Below are 4661 nucleotides of genomic sequence, written 5' to 3'. Positions count from 1 at the left end.
TGTATAATAATATATATTTATTATAACAAGAAAGATTGGAGAGTACTGTTATGGGTAAGCCTAGTATATTTAGTAAGAATTATCAAAAGAAAATGAAAAGGCGTAAAATTACTATTATAACTTTAATAATTATTATAATAGCTTTAGGAGGAACTTTTATATTAGGTAATTTTTCAAATTTTAATGTGAAAGATAAAGTTAAATATTTCTTTAATAAAAGTAAAATGTTAAATGGAAATTTAGTTGAAAAACAAAATAAAGATTCTGAAAATTTAAATACTATTGAACAAAAAACAAATAAAAATATTAATGATCAGAATTCTGAAAAAAAAGATATAATTAAAGAAAAAACTATTACAAGTACTTTGTCATCAGGAGATAAAATATATATAAAATATGAAGAAAACAGTACTAATTCAGAAAAAACTATATTAACAGTTGAAGGCAATGGAAAATATTCTTTTGATATAAGTCCAGATAAAAAGAAAGTAGTAGTACTAGATGACCTATCTCAAGATATGAAAGTTATAGATGTAAATTTAGGGGAAAAGGATATAACTAAGCCTAGTTATACAACAAGTAAAGGTAAAACATATAATAAAGAAGATATTTTAAAATCTTTTCCTAATCAAATATGGGGCATTGAGCCTAAATTTTTAGATGATAATAATATTGTATATATAAGTAACTTACCATATTTTGGTGATGGGGATTTATATAAATATATATGGATTTTTGATTTAAATACAGGAGAATATAAAGTTTTATTTAATTCTAAGGGAAAAGATATAAAATTTAATGAATTAGACATTAATAAATTAATAGTAAATATTGATGGAATTGAAAAAGTATTAGATGCTTCAAAAAATTTGCAATAAAATTTAAAATTAAATTATTAGTCGAAAAATTAATATAGTATTAGGCAGTTTTAGCTAATAATTAATTTAAAAGAAACATTTGATAAAAAAAGAAATAATGTGTTATAATATCTTAGTTAATATTATATTTTAATATAAATATAAGTTTATATTTGAATTTCACAGGACTATTTTTAGGAGGAGTATACAATGGAAGCTAAAATGAAAAAAGTAGAAAATAATGTTGTAGAATTAGAAATAAGAGTAGATGCTAAGCAATTTGATGAGGCTATAAAGAAAGCTTATAATAAAAATGCTAAGAAGTTTAATGTGCCAGGATTTAGAAAAGGAAAAGTTCCAATGGCAATGGTTAAAAAATTCTATGGAGTAGAAGTATTATTTGATGATGCTATTAACTTCTGTATTGATGCTACTTATGGAAAGGCTTTAGATGAGAACGACGTAAAAGCTGTTGATTATCCAAAAGTAGAAGTAGTTGAAGTTGGAGAAGGTAAAGATTTAGTATATACTGCTAAAGTTACTACTTTCCCAGAAGTAACTTTAGGAGATTACAAAGGTGTAGAAGTTAAAAAACCTACAGCTGAAGTAAAAGAAGAAGATATAGAAAAGCAATTAAAAGAAATGCAGACTAAAAATGCTAGAATTGAAACTAAAACTGAAGGAACAGTAGAGGATAAAAATATAGCTGTTATAGACTTTAAAGGTTACATAGATGATGTAGCATTTGAAGGAGGAGAAGGAACTGACTATTCATTAGAAATAGGCTCAGGTACATTTATAGGAGATTTTGAACAACAATTAATAGGATTAGCTGTTGGAGAAGCAAAAGAAGTAAATGTTTCTTTTCCGGAAAATTATGGAAAAGAAGAGTTGAATGGAAAGCCAGCTAAGTTTGAAGTAACAGTTAAAGAAATAAAGGTTAAAGAGTTACCAGAGTTAGATGATGAATTTGCTAAAGAAATATCAGAATTTGATACAATAGAAGAAGTAAAAGCAGATTTAACAAAGAAAGCTCAAGAAGCTAATGAGGAAAGAGCTAAGAGAGAATTACAAGAAAATGTAGTAAATGTTATTGTTGACAATGCTACTATTGAAATTCCACAAGTTATGATAAATAGAGAAGTTGAAAATATGGTTAAAGATCTAGAACAAAGATTATCATATCAAGGATTATCTTTAGAGCAATATTATGAGTTTACTGGAAGCTCAGAAGAAAAGATGAAGTCTTATATGAGAGAAAATGCTGAAAGAAAAGTTAAGACTGATTTAGTATTAAGTGAAATAACAAAAATTGAAAAAGTTGAAGCTAGTGAAGAAGAATTAAAAGCTAAAGCTGAAGAAGTAGCTAAAATGTATTCAGCTGGAGATGCAGAAAAAATGGTTGATCTAATTTTAAATGCTCAAAAGCAAGCTTTAGTAATGGATGTAACTAGAGAAAAAACTATAAACATATTAGTTGATGCAGCTAAAGTAACTGAGTAATAATTAAATAAAATGAATAAAATAATTGCCAGAATAAATACTTCTGGCAATTATTTTAAATTTACAATAAAAATTTTAAAAATATCATTAACAAAAAAAGAAAATTTTTATATAATTTAAGTATATAAGTATGATAATATATATAATATGGCAATATTATATTTATGAGTTTAATTTTATTAGGAGGGAATTGAATGAGTAATTTAGTACCAATGGTCGTTGAACAAACAAATAGAGGCGAAAGAAGTTATGATATATTTTCAAGACTTTTAAAGGATAGAATAGTAATGTTAAGTGGTGAGGTAAATGATGTAAGTGCTAATCTAATAGTATCTCAATTATTATTTCTAGAAAGTGAAGATCCAGATAAAGATATATATCTTTACATAAATTCACCAGGAGGTTCTATAACTTCAGGGATGGCAATTTATGATACAATGCAATATATTAAACCAGATGTATGTACTATATGTGTAGGTATGGCAGCTTCAATGGGAGCATTTTTATTATCATCTGGAGCTAAAGGAAAAAGGTTTGCACTTCCAAATGCTGAAATTATGATTCATCAACCATTAGGTGGATTCCAAGGGCAAGCAACAGATATAGATATACATGCAAAAAGAATATTAAAAATTAAAGAAAAACTAAATAAAATATTAAGTGAAAATACTAATAAACCACTTGATAAAATAAAAGTAGATGTAGAAAGAGATTACTTTATGGAAGCACAAGAAGCTGCAGATTATGGTTTAATTGATAAGGTTATAGAGAAGAATCAAGTGGGTAAATAGTAGAGTTTTAATCAGAAGTAGAGGTGGATTAAATGGCAAAATATGAAGACAAAAAGCAATTAAGATGTTCTTTTTGTGGAAAAAATCAAGAACAAGTAAAAAGACTTATTGCTGGACCAGGAGTTTATATATGTGATGAATGTATAGAACTTTGTTCTGAAATAATAGAAGATGAATTTGAAGAAACAACTCCTATGGAGACAACAAATCTTCCAAAGCCAACAGAAATAAAATCTTATTTAGATCAATATGTGGTAGGGCAAGATAGAGCTAAAAGATCTTTATCAGTAGCTGTATATAATCATTATAAAAGAATAAATGCTAATAAGTTAGAAGATGATGTAGAACTTCAAAAAAGTAATATACTTTTACTTGGACCTACAGGATCAGGTAAAACATTATTAGCGCAGACGCTTGCTAAATTATTAAATGTTCCATTTGCAATTGCAGATGCTACAACATTAACAGAGGCAGGATATGTAGGGGAAGATGTAGAGAATATTCTATTAAAGCTTATACAAAACGCAGATTTTGATGTTGAAAGAGCAGAAAAAGGAATAATTTATATAGATGAAATAGATAAAATAGCAAGAAAATCTGAGAATCCATCTATAACTAGAGATGTTTCAGGAGAAGGAGTACAACAAGCTTTATTAAAAATTTTAGAAGGAACGGTTGCATCAGTTCCACCACAAGGAGGAAGAAAACATCCTCATCAAGAATTTATACAAATAAATACATCTAATATATTATTTATTTGTGGGGGAGCATTTGATGGTATAGATAAAATAATAGAAAGAAGAAGTATTAAAAGCACTATAGGATTTGGAGCAGAGATTCAATCTAAAAAAGAGAAGGATATTGGAAAAATACTTAAGGATATAATGCCTGGAGATTTATTAAAGTTTGGACTTATACCTGAATTTGTAGGAAGATTACCAGTGGTTGTTACTTTAGAAGCTTTAGATAATGAAGCTTTAGTAAATATATTAAGTCAACCTAAAAATGCTCTTGTTAAACAATATAAAAGATTATTTGAACTTGACAATGTTGAATTAGACTTTACAGAGGATGCTTTAAAAGCAATAGCTGATGAAGCTATAAAAAGAAAAACAGGTGCAAGAGGATTAAGAGCTATAGTTGAAGAAACTATGATGGATATAATGTTTGATATACCTTCTAAAGAGGAAATAGTTAAGGTAACTATAAATAAGGAATGTATATTAGATAAGAAAGAGCCAGAGTTACAATTATTAGAAGAGGGTGAAATAAGACCTACTTTAAAAACTACTAAAAAATCTAAAGCACAAAAAACTATAGAAACTGCATAATTAAAAGTCATTTGGATATATAATCCAAATGACTTTTTTGGAGATTTATAATGATTAAAAATTTTAATTAAAGTATTAAATACAGTATGTGAAACAGATTTTTTATATTAAAATAGTATAAAAATTAATTTCTCTTATTTAGAATATATTTATATATATTTGATAATACTAATATAAGT

Annotated in this window: 4 protein-coding genes; all 4 read left to right on the top strand. The window is 26.4% G+C overall.

From position 1 onward, the window contains the following. The first annotated feature begins 50 nt into the window (after nucleotides 1–50). Nucleotides 51–878, top strand: a complete 828-nt coding sequence (locus GBZ86_RS12910) for a YncE family protein (protein ID WP_152891276.1) — start codon at nucleotides 51–53, stop codon at nucleotides 876–878. A 189-nt stretch (nucleotides 879–1067) separates the two neighbouring features. After that, on the top strand, nucleotides 1068–2360 hold the full coding sequence (gene tig, locus GBZ86_RS12905; RefSeq protein ID WP_152891274.1) for a trigger factor: 1293 nt from the start codon (nucleotides 1068–1070) through the stop codon (nucleotides 2358–2360). A gap of 194 nt (nucleotides 2361–2554) precedes the next feature. Next, complete coding sequence (gene clpP / locus GBZ86_RS12900) at nucleotides 2555–3151, top strand: ATP-dependent Clp endopeptidase proteolytic subunit ClpP (protein ID WP_152891273.1); 597 nt, start codon at nucleotides 2555–2557, stop codon at nucleotides 3149–3151. Nucleotides 3152–3183: 32 nt separating this feature from the next. Beyond that, nucleotides 3184–4482 carry an ATP-dependent Clp protease ATP-binding subunit ClpX gene (clpX, locus tag GBZ86_RS12895; protein WP_152891271.1) on the top strand — a complete coding sequence of 433 codons (1299 nt, stop codon included), beginning with the start codon at nucleotides 3184–3186 and terminating at the stop codon, nucleotides 4480–4482. Nucleotides 4483–4661: the final 179 nt, after the last annotated feature.

Origin of the sequence: Clostridium tarantellae, assembly GCF_009295725.1 — a bacterium.
Classification (GTDB): Bacteria; Bacillota; Clostridia; order Clostridiales; family Clostridiaceae; genus Sarcina; species Sarcina tarantellae.
The sequence above is the reverse complement of the archived record's forward strand: the minus strand, read 5'-3'. Positions and strand labels throughout refer to the sequence as shown.